We start from the raw sequence: 14,146 nt of genomic DNA, 5'->3' as shown, positions 1-14,146 counted from the left end.
AGCTCCGGCGGCGGAGCGCCGGAGCTACAGAAGTGAAGGAATAATATGAAACTGCTGATGATCATCTGCCCCGAGGAGCGGCAGGCCGAGATCCGCGAACTGATCGGGCGGCACGACGTGCACGCCTACACCGAGCTGACCAACGTCATCGGCGAAGGCGCGACGGGCAAGCACCTCGGGACGCACGCGTGGCCGGGGAAGTCCGTCCTGGTTTTCACCGCCGTGCCGGCGGCCAAGGAAAAGGAACTGGTCGCGGCCCTGTCGGACTTCAAGACACGGCTGTACCCCGGCGAGGGCATCCGCGCCTTCGCCCTGCCGGTCGAGTCCGTGATGTAATCTGTTGGATGTTGGGCGTTGGTTGTTGGGCGTTGGACGTTGATCCCAGTGGATGGAGGTGCACCATGACCGTTGAAAATGGCGTGCGCGTGATGGCCGGGACGATGGTCCTGTTGAGCCTCGGCTTGAGTTTCATCAGCCCGTGGTGGCTGCTGTTGACGGCCTTCGTCGGCGTCAACCTGATCCAGTCGGCGTTCACCCATTTCTGCCCGGCGGAAACGATCCTGAAGAAGCTCGGCCTGCGCTCCTGCGGTGAAACGGGTCCGGGGCAACAAGGTTGACTTTGTTGGCGTCTTTCGCCATGTTCTCAAGGTTTCCGCCTTCCCCGCAAAGGGAGGGCGGGCGAACCCGAACAGCGGAGGACGTATCATGCTCGTCGAGAAAATCGGCAAGGATTACCGGTTCACCAGCCCGACCGTGGACGGCGCGTTCGTGGTCAAGCTGACCCTGACCAGCGCGAAGGAGGAGCGGCTCAACACCCTCTCCGTGGCCCTGTCCGCCTCGTTCCCGGCGCGCAAGCTCAAGCCGGGCACCATCCGCGCGGCCATCGGCGAGGAGCGCTGGAAAAACTTCATGCGCATGAAGAAGCTCGGCCTGGCCTCGATGTTCATCGAGCCCCAGAAGAAGGGCTTCATCCCGCAGAATTTCTGACGCGCCGCGCGGCGGCGTGCCCGGAATCGTAAAACCAAAACAAGAGGAGAATGCCATGCTATACCTGAACGAGAAGGACCTGCTGAAGATCGGGTTTCACTGGGACGAGACCATCAACGTCATCGAGGACGCCGTCCGCTGCCTGGACCAGAAGGACTTCGTCCAGCCGATCAAGCCGTACCTGCGCTACCGCGACCTGACGAACCGGATCATCGCCCTGATCGCCTTCGTCGGCGGCAAGATCAACCTCGCCGGCATCAAGTGGATCGCCAGCTTCCCGGCCAACATCGACCACGGCCTGCCGCGCGCGCACAGCGTCGTGATCCTGAACGAGGCCGACACGGGCGTGCCCGTGGCCACGATCAACACGGCGCTGTTGAGCATCGTGCGCACGGCCTCGGTCTCCGGCCTGATGATCCGCCACTTCCTCAAGGCCCGGCCGCTCTCCAAGGCCAACGTCGCCATCCTGGGCTGGGGCCCGATCGGGCGGCACCACTACAAGATGGTCGTCGACATCATGAAGGACCAGATCGGCAAGATCTCCCTCTTCGACATCCGCGGCGTGGACCCGGCGACGATCGACGGCCCGGCCAAGGACAAGACCGTGGTGGTCAAGTCGTGGCAGGAGGCCTACCGGGACGCGGACATCTTCATCACCTGCACCGTCTCCAAGGCCCCGTACGTGGACGAGAAGCCCAAGGCCGGCTCGCTGCAGCTCAACTGCTCGCTCCGCGACTACAAGACCAGCATCCTGGACCATACCAAGGCGATCATCGTGGACGACTGGGAAGAGGTCTGCCGCGAGAAGACGGACATCGAGATGATGGCCAAGGAGCGCGGGCTGAAGAAGGAGGACACCAAGGCCATCACCGACGTCGTCTGCCATAACGCCATGGCCTCCTATCCCAGGAACGAGGCCGTGATGTTCAACCCGATGGGCATGGCGGTGTTCGACGTCGCCACCGGCCGCTACTACCTGGACAAGGCCAAGGCGATGAAGATCGGCCTGGAGCTGGAGTAATCCGCACCCCGGAGCGCACATGCAAGCACCGAAGAAGATCTACGACAGCGTGCTGGAGCTGATCGGGAACACCCCGATGGTCCGGCTCAACAAGATCGCCCAGGGCACCGGCTCGGAGATCCTGGCCAAGCTGGAATACATGAACCCGTCCGGCAGCCTGAAGGACCGCATCGCGCTGGAGATGATCCAGGGCGCGGCGGCCCGGGGCGAGTTGAAGCCCGGCGCGACGATCATCGAATCGAGCACCGGCAACACCGGCTTCGCGCTGTCCGCCGTCGGCCGCCTGCTGGGCTACAACGTCACCATCTACGAGACCATGCCCGGCAAGGCCGGCGCGGAGAAGTCGAAGATGATGAAGAACGTCGGCGCCGAGGTGCGCCTGATGGAGCCGGCGGACATCGAGCACCTGCGCGAGCGAAGCATCGCCGGGGCCGAGGTGGAATTGCCCGGCCGCCAGCTCTGCCTCGAGGACGAGACGGGCCACCCCGGCAAAATCTGGTGGGCGCGCCAGTTCAGCAACGAGGACAACTGCAAGGCCCATTACATTACCGCGCAGGAGATCCTCGAGCAGACCGACGGCAAGCTGGACGTGTTCGTGCAGTCCATCGGGACCGGCGGCAGCCTCGCCGGCATCGCGAAGGTCCTGAAGAAGGAAGTGCCGAGCGTCAAGGTGATCGGCATCCAGCCGGCCAGCTCCAAGGAGCCCTGGCACGTGGGCATGGATTTCCCGTCCACCCCGATCAAGGGCGGCATCGTCTCCCGCATGCTCAAGGAGAAGGGGCTGATCGACGAACTGGTCATGGTCACCGATACCATTGCCCGCGAGATGACGCACCGCCTGTGGCTCGAGGAAGGCGTCTATTGCGGCGTGTCCGCGGGTGCCAACGTCCACTTTGCCCTGGAGGAGATCAAGAAGGCGAAGCGGCGGAAGATCAGGGTGGTTGCCCTGATGTGCGACCACATGAACCGCTACCTGACCGAAGAGCGGTACGTGACCTGACCGGGCCGCGGAATTCCACCCGCCGGGGCGCAGGACCCCGGCGGGTTTTTTTTTATGGATTGGAGGCGCGGATCGGATTCGAACCGATGCATAGAGGTTTTGCAGACCTCCGCCTTACCACTTGGCTACCGCGCCGTTGGACCGGTGGATGAATACCGCGTAGACAACATAGCAGGCGAGGGCTAGAATTCCAGCGAAAAGCGGAGCCGTTGTGAGGAACCCGTTGAACAGGATGCGGCGAGGACGCGGCGAGTGGGCATGGTGCCTGGCGGGCGCGGGGTTGCTCCTCGCGGCCGCCGGGTGCCAGGCCCCGCCCGCCTCCGCCGTCGGCGCGGTTGCGGAACAGCGGCTGGCGACGATCCGCGTGGCCGGCCGGTCGCACGACGTGCTCGAAGGGCCCGCCTACCCGATGCCGCTCACGCGCCACATCCTGCGCTGGAAGGGCGGCCTCTTCGAGTGGGACATCCTTTTCCGGGACCGGGAGGATTCCTACGCGACCATCCTGCTGCGCCGGCCGCTCGATCTCCGGCGCTACCGGCCGAAATCCTACCTGCGGTTGCGCATCATCCCCGACGCGGCCGCCGAGGCGCTCTATATCGGGCTGGCCTCGGAAGGTCCCGGCGGCGCGCCGGCGGTGATGGCGCAGTTGCCGCTGGCCCCGTACCGGACGTGGCGACGCAACGCCCTGGGCTATTACGCCATTCCGCTGAAGGACTTTGGCGCGCGGGGCCGCGCGCTTTCCGGGGATGCCCGGCGGACGCCCACCGGCGCCGAGGGCCCGCTGAACTGGGACCGGATCGCGGAAGTCCGCGTCGGCCTGTTGTCCCTGCCGGCCCCGGGCAAGGCCTTTGTCATCAGCCGCCTCGAGATCGGCGCGAGCCCGCGCGTCTCCGAAAAGTAGGCGCCGGTCAGCCCCGGATCACGGCGAGGACCTCGTCGCGGCGCCGCGCCATGAGCTCCGCCGTTTTCGCCTCGAGGTTCAGGCGCACCAGCGGCTCGGTGTTCGAGGCGCGGACGTTGAACCACCAGTCCTCGAATTCCACGCTCAACCCGTCCAGCTCGATCATGCGCCCCGCGGCGTATTTCGCGCGCAGGCGGCCCAGCACGCCCTTGACGTCGTGCACCTCGGAATTGATTTCGCCGCTGGCGAAGTACCGGCGGATCGGCTTCACCAGTTCCGAGAGGGGCCGGTCGGACTGGCTGACCAGGTTGGCGATGTACAGGGCGGCCAGGGACGCGCTCTCGGTGTACCCGTTCTCCCGGAAGTAATAGTGCCCGGAAAGCTCGCCGGCGAAAAGAGCCTTCGCCTCGCGCATCTGGGCCTTGATGAAGGCGTGCCCCACGCGCGACATCATGGGCGTGCCGCCGTTTTCCTCGATGATCTCCTTCACGGCCCAGCTGCTGCGCAGGTCGTAGAAGATCGGGCCCTTCTCGTGCTGCAGGATTGTCTCGGCGATCAGCGCCGTGGTGATGTCCATCGCGATGATATCGCCCCGCTCGTCGACGAACCCGACGCGGTCCGCGTCGCCGTCGAACGCGATGCCGAAATCGTAGCGGCCCGAGCGCATCCGGGCCTGGAGCGCCTCGAGCGTGTCGTGCTTGAGCGGGTTGGCCTCGTGGTTCGGGAACGTCCCGTCGAGGGTGTTGAACAGCGGCTCGATCTCCATCAACCCGTCCAGGACCTTGCCCTCGAGGACGCCCATGCCGTTGGCGTAATCCACCACGACCTTGAGCGGGCGGCGGATCTCGGCGAAGCCGCGGATGTAGGCGACATACTCGTCGAGGATCTCGTGGGTGCTGATCGTGCCGGGCCGCGCGGCGGCCGGGGCAAATTGGCCGGAGCGGCAGATTTGCTCGATATCCCGGATCCCGGTCTCGCCGCTGATCGGGATGGCCTTTTCCCGGCAGACCTTGAACCCGTTCCACTCGCCGGGATTGTGCGAGGCGGTGATCATGACGCTCGCGTCGGCCCCGAGCCGGTTATTGGCAAAGTAGGACATCGGCGTCGAGCACATCCCGATGTCCACCACGTCCGCGCCCTGTTCCGTCAGGCCGCGGGCCAAGGCCTGGAAGAGCGGGGGGGAATGCGGCCGCATATCGTGGCCCACGACGACCTTGCGGCATTTCAGGAATGTCGCGAACGCGCGCCCGATGCGATACGCGGTGTCCTCCGTCAGCGTGTCGCCGTAAATACCCCGAATGTCGTACGCCTTGAAAATCCCGGCCATGAAAAGAGTCCTCGTTTCGTTGTTGGTAGCGGAAACGGCAATGTACAGGCGCAGGCCGTCCCGTTCAAGGGGCAAAAAGCGGCTCGCCGGAGGCTCGCCCTCCAGGGCGCGAAAATGGAGGGCGAGCGTCCCCGCGAGCCGCGGTCCGGAACCGGTCCTACTCGCAGCGGATGACGTAGAACCGGATGCGGTTCGTGGATGCGCTCACGTTGTGCCAGATCGTGGTCGTCGAGCCGGCCAGCCCGACGCCGGCCACGGTGGTCACCGGGTTGGTGATCGCGTGCGAGCCGAGCATCAGGCCGCCCTCCTCGTGGGTCACGTACTCCACCGAGTAGGTGTTGCCGTTGACCACCATGAAGGTGATGGCCACGGTGCCCGTGCTCTGCGTCAGTTCCGTGATGGTCGGGTTGTAGAGCGTGCAGGAATCCTCGGACTTCCAGAAGCCGTTCAGGAAGACCTGGGCCTGGTCGTTCGTGGCGAGGATCGCCAGGCCGCCCTGGCCCAGCGTGCCGCCGAGCTTCACGTCGCCGCTCGAGGCGAAGGCCGCGCCGCCCGCGCCCACCGCCTCGTACAGGATGTCCGCGTTTCCGCCGACCCGGCTGCCGGCCGCCCAGAGGGCCGCCGGCAGCAGGCCGGCCACGATCAGGGAAAAGCCGATGTGGGTTCTTTTCATGACACCCTTGTCAGTCCTGCCACGCCGCCGGGAAGCCCCGTCCCGCCGGAACCGCAAATCGTTGCGGGTATATGATCTGGTGCTCCGTGTTGCCCGCCGGGTCGGTGCCCGTGCCGACACCCGCCTGGGCCCAGCCGATGGGCCCGCCGATGTTGTTGATCATGCCGTAGACGATGTTGTTGGCGAAGAACTGCATGTTGCTGCTTACGCCGACGTCGCCCCAGACCGTGTTGTTCACGAAGGTGATGGTGGGCGTGGTCACCGCACCGGAATCGTACACCGCGGGCGGAATGCCCGTGTTGGCCTCGGGCCCCCGTATGACGTTGTGGGAGTACAGGTGCGGCGGCTGATTGGGATGCAGGGAGATTTCCTGGTCCTCGAGGGCTGCCCACGCGCGCAGAACGCCGGGTGTCGGATCGAAGTTCGCGATTTCGCAGCCGATCACCTCGAAGTAGTACACGTTCTGGTTCACGAGCAACGCCGGGTTCGAGGAATCCTTGTTGAACATCGAGGAGTTGTAGATCGCGATCTCTGATATGACCGAGGACCCGTTGCCCACGGTGATGGCCGGGCCGTCGGACCCGACCGCATAGCAGTCCTGGACTTCGACTCTTGAATTATAGATGACCAGGCCCCGCTGGAACCGGCAGTTGTGGAACTTGACGTCCTCGCCGAGATCCGCCGCGACGGTCGTGACGCCCTCGACGATGATGTTCTCCACGCGCTGCTTGCCCAGGATCGTTTTGGCCGGGGCGGTGATCATCAGCGAATCGAGCTGCGGCCGGCTGTGTCCGAGGACGTGGATGTTTCCGGCGTGCATGGTCAGGCCGGGATACCGGCCGGCGGCGATGACGACGGCCGCGGGTCCGTTGGTGCGCGTGGCCGCGGCGTAGTCGTAGCCGGCCTGCGGGGTGCTGAACGGCCGGTCGATGTTGCCCGGGCCGGCCGGCGTGCCGTTGGTCGCCACGTAAATCACGTTGTCAAGCGGCGGCAGGGGGGAGAGCGTCTTCCAGGCGCCCGTGCCGAATACCGGCCGCGCCACCAGCCCCGTCCCGCCGTCCATCCAGAACGTGCCGCGGATCCGGGCGGAATTGTCCACGAAATTGGTGACTTCCCGGCCCAGGGCGATGCGATCGTTGCCGATCCCGACGCCGGTGCTGTTGCCGATCCCGATAGTCCGGCCCGCGCTGCCGATGATCAGGTCGTTGTTCAGGCCGACGTTCATGACCAGCGTCCCCGTCATCGTGTCGCCGGCCACGTTCACGTAGCGCGTCTCGGCCTCGCCCTTGGTGTAGAAATTGTTGCTCGAGGCGGTCCAGATCGGGTCGCTCTCGGCCGTCAGGTACCCGGCGAGCGCGTGGTCGCCCCAGCCGAAGGCAGTGTTCCAGTTGACGATGTCCCCGGCCGTGATGCCCGCCGCCGCGCTGGCGCCGAAAATCGGGTCGGTTTCACTCGTCAGGTAGCCGAACGTGGAATGGTCCCCCCAGCCGTAGGCGGCGTCCCAGTTCGAGATGTCGCTGGCCGTGATGCCGGCGGCGTCGCTGGCGCCGAACACCGGGTCGGTCTCCGTGAAGGCGTTGGTCGCGGCGGCGATCAGTTCGTCGGCGTCGTACCCGTCCACCTGGTCGGAGTTGATCGCGTACGGGGCGCTGACCAGTTCCTGGGCGGGCAGCATCTCGTTGAACGTGATGCCGTCTTCGCTGAACCATACCCGCAGCACCAGGTCCGTCCCCTCGACGGCGAAGATGTCCGGGTCTATATCCTGCATCGGGTCGCTCCCGAGGAGGACGCTGAACACGCCGTTGTAACATTCATTGGTGAGAAAGGTGGCGGGCTCCCCGGTGGCCGTGCCGTCGTGGGCCCAGTAGTTGCCGGTGCCGGCCGCGTCGGAAATGGCGTACTTGAAATACCCCGGCCCCGTCAGCGGGATGTCGTTGACCAGGATCTTGCCCTGGTAGTCCATCTCCGGCGGGGGCGCCCCCGCGGCGGTCAGGGAAAGAAGGAGCACGAGACACAACCCGGCCACGACATGGCGCTTCATGACATACCTCCTGTTGTTGAAGCTGCTATCCTCGCCGGGAGTTGAAAATACCCCGGGCGCGCCGGTTGTTCAATTTTTTTTGGCGAATCCATTCCGCGCTTGCGCCCCCGCCGCCGTTCGGGTCGAATACCGCGAACGGGAGGGCGCCGTGAAAAAAAGCGCAAGATGGGGGATGATCGTGCTGCTGGCCGCGGTCGCGGCGGGCCGCGCGCAGGACATGCCGATCGGCGAGCGCGTCCGGCGCGTCGAGAGCGCGCACTTCGTGGTCTACTACCAGGAATCCCTCGCCGACCGCGTGCCCGCGCTGGTCCGCGAGTGCGAGACCGCCCACGCTGTGCTGACGCCGATCTTCCACTGGACCCCCCGGGAAAAGGTGCAGGTCCTGTTCCACGACGGCTGGGACGAGCACAACGGCTGGGCCTTCACGATCCCGCGCGCGCGCCTTTCCTTCTTCGCTGCCGGGCCGTCCCCGTCCTCCATCTACGAGCCCGGAGGGTACCTGCGCAGCACGATCTGGCACGAGTACACCCACGTGCTCATGCTCGACGCGAAGCACGGCTTCGGGGACTGGCTCGGGCGTTTTTTCGGGCGTTTCCTGCCGGAGATCGGCGATCCCGTCTCCACCCTGATCTTCTACTTCGCCCTGCCGCCCGGCCTGACCGCGCCGAACTGGTTCCTCGAGGGCGCGTCCATCTGGTCCGAGACCGAGTTCACCCGCCAGGGCCGCGGCCGCCAGAGCCTCCCGGACATGGTCATGCGCATGGCCGTCGCCGACGGCCGCGCGCTCGACGCCCGGCAGTGGGAACTGGCCCATCCCGAGTGGCCGTACTCGGATGCCGCTTATCTCTGGGGCGCGCGCGCCGTGCAGCACGCGCAGGAGCAGCGCAAAGGAAAAAAGGACCGCAACGTCGTCGGCGAACTCTCCGACTCGGTCAGCCGCTCGTGGCCGTGGTTCTTCGACGACCGCGCCCGGCCGGTGACCGGCCAGTCCTTCGCGGACCTCGCGCGCCGGGCGCTGGACGAGGAGACCCGCTACCAGCAGAAGCAACTGGCGACGCTGCGCGAAAAACCGCTGACGGAAGTGAAGAAGCGGACGCCCGATCGCCTGCTCGTCTCGCAGCCGAAATTTTCCGCCGACGGGCGGTCCGTCTTCTTCGCGGGTAACCGCGAGGCCGCGCGCGACGTGCTGTACCGCTACGACCTGGATTCCGGCCGGATTCGGCCGCTGAAACACGCCCGGGTCCAGGCCGGGATCTCGCGCCTGGCCGCCGCCGGCGAGCGGCTCTACTATACGCGACTGAATATCCTCGGCCGCGATCGCGTGTTCAGCGAGTTGCGCGTGATGGACGCCGCGAGCGGCCGGACGCGGCCGGTTGACGCGGCCGGGCGCTATCGCTTTCCCGCGATCAGCCCGGACGGGACGAAGCTGGCCGCCGTCCGCAACGAGGCCGCGGTCTGCCGGCTGGTCGAGGTTCCGCTGGCCGCCGCCGGCCGCCGGGACCGGGAGCGCGTCCTGGCCGGGGCGGCGCCGTTCACCATGATCGTTGATCCCGCCTACTCGCCGGACGGGAAGTGGCTTGTCTTCGTGCAGGGGCGGGAAGGCGAATCTGAACTGCGCCGCGTGAACCTGGAAAACGGCGAGACGGAAACTCTGCTGAAATGGCCGTGCATCGTCCTCGGCCCGGCCTTCCATCCCGATGGGAAGGAACTGGTCTTCAGCGCGGACCGGAACGGCGTGTACAATCTTTACCGCCTGCCCTTCCGCGCAGGCGCGGACCCCGAGCCACTGACCCACGTGCTCGGCGGACTCTTCGAACCGGCCTTCTCGCCGGACGGAAAGCGGCTCGCGGCCACGGCCTACGATTCGTACGGCTACGGTCTGGCGGTCCTGGAATACGAAGCTCTGCACCCGGTCGAGGGCGCGCTGCCCTCCGTCCGCCGCGAGTGGCCGGCCGTCGCGGATAACCAGCGCCGGCTGAAAGAGGCCGAGGAAGAAGCGCCGGAACTCGGCCCGGCGCGGCCGTATCGTTCGTTGCTGGAAACGCGCCTGGATTACTGGACGCCGTGGGCGGTGGCGACGGAGGAGTCCGCGATGGGCGGCCTGGCGGCTCGCTTGTCCGACCCGGCGGGCTTCCAGTCGCTCGCCCTGCTTGGCGGCTACGACGGCGAGGAGGAGATGCCCGTCGGCTCGGCCGTGTACTCCTATGCCGGCCTGTATCCCGTCTTCACCGTGTTCGGGCTGTACTCGGCCGACTCGTACCCCGACCTGGTGCGGGACACGGACGGAAACAGGTATGACTACGAGGAAAAATCCGGCGCCGCCGGACTGGCGGTGACCGTGCCGTGGATCCGGGTGGATCGCGAGCTGGCCCTGACGCTGGGCTACCGCTACCTCGACCGCGAGGCGCTTGAATCGGGCGAGACGAACTACGCGGACCGCGCGCTGCTGACCACGAACCTGTTCGAGGGGAGCGAGGCCGCGCTGTTCGGCCAACTGGAATACTTCGACGGCACGGCCTACCCGCGCAGCCACTCGGTCGAGGACGGTCGCTACGTCTCCGCCGGCGTGGAATGGACCGACCGCGCCCTGGGCGGCGACCTCGACCGTGTGCGCGGCCTGCTGGCCTGGCTGGAATACTTCACACTGCCGTGGGGCGAGAACCACGTGCTGAAGATGGACTGGGTCTACGGCGCGGGCTCGGGCGACGAGACCGCGCAGGGCTTCTTCGGCGTGGGCGGGCTGGGGGACGTCGTGGAGAACTCCACGCCCGGCTTGGCGCGGACCATCGCCCTGCGCGGGTATGAGCCCAACACGCAGGTCGGCCGTCAGGCCACCCGCGCGATCACGGCCTGGCGCTTCCCGCTGTGCCGCGTGTACAAGGGCATGAGCGCCACGAAACCCGTCTACCGGCAGCAGCTCTTCGGCGAGCTGTTCTGGGACATCGGCAAGGCCTGGGGCGGCGAACCCGCGGGCGAACCGGCCAACGACTGGCTCAACAGCGTCGGGCTCGAGCTCAATTTCTCGATGACGCTCCTGCGCTTCCTGGACGTCGCGCCCGGGCTCGGGTTCGCCTACGCCTTCGAGCGCGAGCCGTCCGACGAGCGGGCGCAGGTGTACTTCTCGCTGAAATCCGCGGTCAGTTTCTGACCGGGACCCCGGCGGGCTTGTCCCGCCGGTGAACGAGGTTGGGAAAACCGCGCTCGGCGCGGTTTTCCCAAGGATACTCTTGTCCGGCGCCCGGCCTTGCGGTATGGGAGGCGATATGACGGCGGAGCGACACACACTGAAGAAGATATTCGGCCGGCCGGAGACCGAGCCGCGGCTGCGCCTGATCTGCGCGACCATCGGGCCGGGCAAGGCGCATTTGCTGCAGTTGATCGCCGAGACGCAGTCCGTGAGCGAGGCCGCCCGCCGCATGGGCATCGGCTACAAGCAGGCCTGGCAGATGGTCGTCGAAATGAACGGGGTCTTCCGGCGCCCGCTCGTGGAATCCATTTCCGGCGGCGCTCGGGGCGGCGGCTCGCGGCTGTCCGCCGACGGGCGGAAGGTGTTGACCCTTTACACCGCGATCCAGGCGCGGTGCGACGCAGCCGCCGGCCGCGAAATGCGCGCGCTGTACCGGCTGCTCAAGACCTCCGCCGCTCACTCGTGGGTCGTGACGCGGTAGAACACCCGGTTCGACGGCGAGAGCGGCAGGGACCAGTTCGTCGTGTTCCCGCCGGTCACGAAGACGGCGATCGAGGTCCAGTTCCCCCCGGCCAGGTCGTAGGACCGCTCGACGGCATTGGTGATGCCCGGCGTCAGTTGCCCGACCGGGATGGTCAGCGTGCTCCCATTCAGGACCGGCGCGCCGATTTCTGGTTCGGGAGGGATGACCTCCACGAGCAGGTGCGGCTTGTATTCCGCCGTGTAACCCGGATCGTCGGAACTGGTGAACGGCGCGCGGGGCAGGCCGCTGGCCGGGGCCGGCTCCTCGTCGATTCGCAGCAGCGCCCCGTTCTGCTGGAGCGCCAGCCGGGCCGTTTCGTTGGTCAGCAGGGCCGTCAGATCAAAACTGAAAAACCGGTCGTGCATGTACTCGTCCAGGATCTCCCCCTTCACGCCGGCGGCCGGGAAGTTCGTGAGGAAGTCGCCGCCGGCCTGGAGCCAGGCGTGGGTGCCGTCGTACGTCAGCCACGTCGCGCCGGCGGCGGCCCCCCCGTTCTGCGAGCCCTCCACAAAGCTCCGCGCGAGGGGGAAGAGCGTGACCTGGCGGTCGCCGGTGTTGTCCTGCCACACGTACAGCCGGGCCGTGACGGAAACGAGGCTGGTCGGCTGGTAGTTCCACAGCTCCGCCGGCAGCGTGAACAACGAGCGGCAGACGGACCCGTCGCCGGTCACGTTGTTGTTGACCAGGGCCTTGAGCGTGGTGGCCGCGCCGTAGTTGAGGGCTTGGTTTTCCGTCCGGCTGTCCAGGTACGTGTCCGTCGCGATCGGCCAGCGGACGGTGGCCGCCCCGGCGGACTGGAGGAGTCCCGCCAGGATGACCGCGCTCCACTGGATTGCTTCTCGCTTCATTTTTTCCGACGGCGAAGCAGCAGCGCTCCGGCCGGCAGGCCCAGGGCCAGCAGCGCCAGCGTGCCGGGCTCCGGAACCACGGCAAGGTGAAGGGTCGGCAGGTACGGGGCGGTGTACGTGGTGCTGTCCGAACTGGTGAACGCGTCGAACCGCTGGCCGCTGGGCGGGACCGTCTCGTCGATGCGCAGCATGGCGCCGTACGCTTGCAGCTCGCTCCAGGCGGTGGGATCGTTCAGCAGGGACGTGATGTCCCAGGTGAAGAACCGGCCGTTCGGCTCCGCGGGATTGACGCCCAGCGTCCCTTTCACGCCGACCACGGAATGGGCCGCGTCGAAATCCCCGCCGGGCGTCGTCCATGCGTTGACGCCGTCGTAGGTGTTCCACGTCGCGCCGTCGCCCGTCGCGCTGCCCATGCCGGTGCCCTCGACGAAGTCGCGGAGCAGCGGGTAGAGCGACACGTCGTAGGTCTGCGAGTTGTCGCTCCAGACGTAGAAGGATACCACGGCCGATATGATCTGGATCGGCGCGTAAGACCAGACCTCCGCCGGCAGCTTGAACACCGTGCGGGCGGCGGACGAGGCATTGATCACGACCCGGTCCACGTTCCGCGCGCCGTAGTTGTAGGTCGGGGACGCGCTGTCCAGGTAGGTGTCGGTGGTGATGTCGTAGCTGATCGTTGCCGGCGCGGCCATCGGGGTCAGCAGGGCCAGCGCGCCCGCCAGGATCCGGGCTTTGGTTCGGCGCATGTCGTCTCTCCTTGCTTGAGTGCGTCAGTATTCGTACGGGAACCAAGTCAGGTCCCCGCGCTTGGGGATTCTCGGGTTGCGGGTGGTTTCGTCCCACAAGTCATCGCGCCAGCCGGTATGGCCGTCGAGGTAGAGCACGTTACCGCCCAACCCTTCGGCGCTCCGGCGGTGCCGTTCCGTGACGGCCCGCGCGTCCTCGGCCGTCTGGTAGCCGGCGGAGCGGAAGGAGCCGGCCTGGCCGTAGCCCTGGCCCGGGTCGAGCGTCTGCTCGAACATCAGGATCGTGACCGCCGTGTTTTGGGCGCGGGGGAGGTAGAGGAAACTGGGCTGGAGCTCCGCGTCCCAGGGCAGCCCGAAGTAGAAGTCGTGCGCCAGGTACGAGTTCATGGCGTAGCTGTGGTAGCCCTGCCGGGAGGGCTTGTAGTCGTACTCGGAATCGGGCCGGGGCTTCGCGGCGGGGCATTGCCACACGCCGCCCCGGGGTTTCTCGCCCTCCGGGATGTCGCGCCACGGCCGCTCGCCCATGTACGGCGGCAGGAGGTCGATGTAGCCCTGGTCGTGCTCGGGATGGGATTGCGAGCCCGCGGCGCCGCCGTCTCGCCGCCGGTCGTCGGGGTGGGGCAGGAGCCCCTGGTGCTCCGCGGCGAAGACCATGAACGCCTGCCCCCAGGCCCGGAGGTTGGCCGCGCACGCCCGCTCCTGCGCCGCCTGGATCGAGCGCAGGGCCCACGGCACGGCCAACACGGCCAGCACCACGAGCACGGCCATGACCACCAGCAGCTCGATCAGCGTGAACGCCGCGGCCCGCCCCTTGACTGTCTGTGGAGCATCCACGAAGTTCGTATGGTATAATAAGACATAACGATGTCAAGCCGGGGCGGGGCGCCCCGCC

The 14,146-nt window shown here is 66.9% G+C and carries 14 protein-coding genes and 1 tRNA gene; 8 read left to right on the top strand and 7 right to left on the bottom strand.

Annotated elements, in window-relative coordinates; all coding sequences use genetic code 11:
- The first annotated feature begins 45 nt into the window (after nt 1-45).
- The 5 genes from KA248_11185 (at nt 46) to KA248_11165 (ending at nt 3,008) form a co-directional block, all read left to right on the top strand.
- Nucleotides 46-336 (top strand): hypothetical protein, encoded by a 291-nt coding sequence (locus tag KA248_11185; protein MBP7830471.1) that lies wholly within the window; start codon nt 46-48, stop codon nt 334-336.
- Between the two features lie 65 nt (nt 337-401).
- Entirely contained in the window at nt 402-617 is a 216-nt protein-coding gene (locus KA248_11180; protein ID MBP7830470.1) for a DUF2892 domain-containing protein, read from the top strand.
- 88 nt (nt 618-705) lie between these two features.
- Entirely contained in the window at nt 706-987 is a 282-nt protein-coding gene (locus tag KA248_11175) for a hypothetical protein (GenBank protein MBP7830469.1), read from the top strand.
- 55 nt (nt 988-1,042) lie between these two features.
- Nucleotides 1,043-2,008 carry a 2,3-diaminopropionate biosynthesis protein SbnB gene (locus tag KA248_11170; GenBank protein MBP7830468.1) on the top strand — a complete coding sequence of 322 codons (966 nt, stop codon included), beginning with the start codon at nt 1,043-1,045 and terminating at the stop codon, nt 2,006-2,008.
- Between the two features lie 19 nt (nt 2,009-2,027).
- Nucleotides 2,028-3,008 carry a cysteine synthase family protein gene (locus tag KA248_11165; GenBank protein MBP7830467.1) on the top strand — a complete coding sequence of 327 codons (981 nt, stop codon included), beginning with the start codon at nt 2,028-2,030 and terminating at the stop codon, nt 3,006-3,008.
- Between the two features lie 60 nt (nt 3,009-3,068).
- On the opposite strand, the gene KA248_11160 is transcribed toward KA248_11165, so the two are convergent.
- Nucleotides 3,069-3,143 (bottom strand) — tRNA-Cys (locus KA248_11160).
- Nucleotides 3,144-3,240: 97 nt separating this feature from the next.
- Here KA248_11160 and KA248_11155 point away from each other — a divergent pair.
- A complete protein-coding gene (locus KA248_11155; protein MBP7830466.1) occupies nt 3,241-3,909 on the top strand; it encodes a hypothetical protein in 669 nt (222 codons plus the stop codon).
- Nucleotides 3,910-3,916: 7 nt separating this feature from the next.
- Here the strand turns inward: KA248_11155 and KA248_11150 are convergent, their stop codons facing one another.
- The 3 genes from KA248_11150 to KA248_11140 all read right to left on the bottom strand — a co-directional run bounded on the left by KA248_11150 (nt 3,917) and on the right by KA248_11140 (nt 7,950).
- Complete coding sequence (locus KA248_11150) at nt 3,917-5,236, bottom strand: phosphomannomutase/phosphoglucomutase (protein MBP7830465.1); 1,320 nt, start codon at nt 5,234-5,236, stop codon at nt 3,917-3,919.
- Nucleotides 5,237-5,393: 157 nt separating this feature from the next.
- Nucleotides 5,394-5,909: a hypothetical protein gene (locus tag KA248_11145; GenBank protein MBP7830464.1), complete on the bottom strand. Its 516-nt coding sequence runs from the start codon at nt 5,907-5,909 to the stop codon at nt 5,394-5,396.
- A gap of 10 nt (nt 5,910-5,919) precedes the next feature.
- Nucleotides 5,920-7,950 (bottom strand): hypothetical protein, encoded by a 2,031-nt coding sequence (locus tag KA248_11140; GenBank protein MBP7830463.1) that lies wholly within the window; start codon nt 7,948-7,950, stop codon nt 5,920-5,922.
- Between the two features lie 148 nt (nt 7,951-8,098).
- On the opposite strand from KA248_11140, the gene KA248_11135 reads away from it, so the two are divergent.
- Together KA248_11135 and KA248_11130 are read left to right on the top strand one after the other, a co-directional pair.
- A complete protein-coding gene (locus KA248_11135) occupies nt 8,099-11,098 on the top strand; it encodes a PD40 domain-containing protein (GenBank protein ID MBP7830462.1) in 3,000 nt (999 codons plus the stop codon).
- 115 nt (nt 11,099-11,213) lie between these two features.
- Nucleotides 11,214-11,618, top strand: a complete 405-nt coding sequence (locus KA248_11130) for a LysR family transcriptional regulator (GenBank protein ID MBP7830461.1) — start codon at nt 11,214-11,216, stop codon at nt 11,616-11,618.
- Here KA248_11130 and KA248_11125 read toward each other — a convergent pair.
- Genes KA248_11125 through KA248_11115 form a run of 3 tightly spaced genes read right to left on the bottom strand, consistent with a single transcriptional unit; the run spans nt 11,594 to nt 14,088 of the window.
- Complete coding sequence (locus KA248_11125; GenBank protein MBP7830460.1) at nt 11,594-12,508, bottom strand: hypothetical protein; 915 nt, start codon at nt 12,506-12,508, stop codon at nt 11,594-11,596. The genes KA248_11130 and KA248_11125 overlap by 25 nt on opposite strands.
- Complete coding sequence (locus KA248_11120) at nt 12,505-13,254, bottom strand: DNRLRE domain-containing protein (GenBank protein ID MBP7830459.1); 750 nt, start codon at nt 13,252-13,254, stop codon at nt 12,505-12,507. The genes KA248_11125 and KA248_11120 overlap by 4 nt, the downstream gene beginning before the upstream one ends.
- A 24-nt stretch (nt 13,255-13,278) precedes the next feature.
- Nucleotides 13,279-14,088, bottom strand: a complete 810-nt coding sequence (locus KA248_11115) for a prepilin-type N-terminal cleavage/methylation domain-containing protein (protein ID MBP7830458.1) — start codon at nt 14,086-14,088, stop codon at nt 13,279-13,281.
- Nucleotides 14,089-14,146: the final 58 nt, after the last annotated feature.

Source organism: Kiritimatiellia bacterium (genome assembly GCA_018001225.1).
In the GTDB taxonomy this organism is placed as follows: Bacteria; Verrucomicrobiota; Kiritimatiellia; order CAIQIC01; family JAGNIJ01; genus JAGNIJ01.
Note: the sequence above shows the minus strand (reverse complement) of the source record. Positions and strands in the feature narration are given on the sequence as shown.